Annotated in this window: 1 protein-coding gene; it reads right to left on the bottom strand. The window is 47.2% G+C overall.

Features of this window, described 5'->3' with window-relative positions; genetic code table 11:
• Positions 1 to 549: Lcl C-terminal domain-containing protein (locus HUK38_RS14735; RefSeq protein ID WP_182585061.1), on the bottom strand; the 549-nt coding region annotated here is incomplete at both ends.

Here is a 549-nt window from a genome sequence, read left to right as displayed (position 1 = left end):
AAATCGTGTGTAATCCATTAGCGATTGCAGTTCTTTAACAGTCGGTAAGCGCCAATCAGTATGACCGCCAAGTGTTGAGGTATTAGCGGCGGTTAATGCGTCACTCCACGTTGCATTTTCCAATACCGTGCCGGTTGTACAGTTACTCCCGCTTAAACCAATTGCGCACTTTGCCCACATTAAGCCGGTATTGGATTGCGTGACAGTTTCATCGCCATTATCAACAAAAACGTCTAATGATTGTGTGCCACTGACAAGGCGCACTGGGTGCGGATTGCTGCGGTCATGGCCAAAAGAATTGCCATTGCTGCCAAAATCTACATACCAGGCGTCGTCGGCATCGTTGGCATAGGCGGAACTACTCCAATACCAATTACCGGTAGCGATATTAGGGAAATAAGTTGGATCAATTGACGGTGCGGTGCGCCCGTAATCCACAATTCCAAGCAGTTCTTTAACGGTTGGTACTCGCCAAGTATTAGAACCACACAATCCGCTGCTATTAACTGTATTAGCAAAAGTGGCGGCTTGACTGAAGTTGTAGGTGTT

This window comes from Thiospirillum jenense (assembly GCF_014145225.1).
Lineage (GTDB): Bacteria > Pseudomonadota > Gammaproteobacteria > Chromatiales > Chromatiaceae > Thiospirillum > Thiospirillum jenense.
This window is presented reverse-complemented; position numbering and strand designations above follow the sequence as displayed.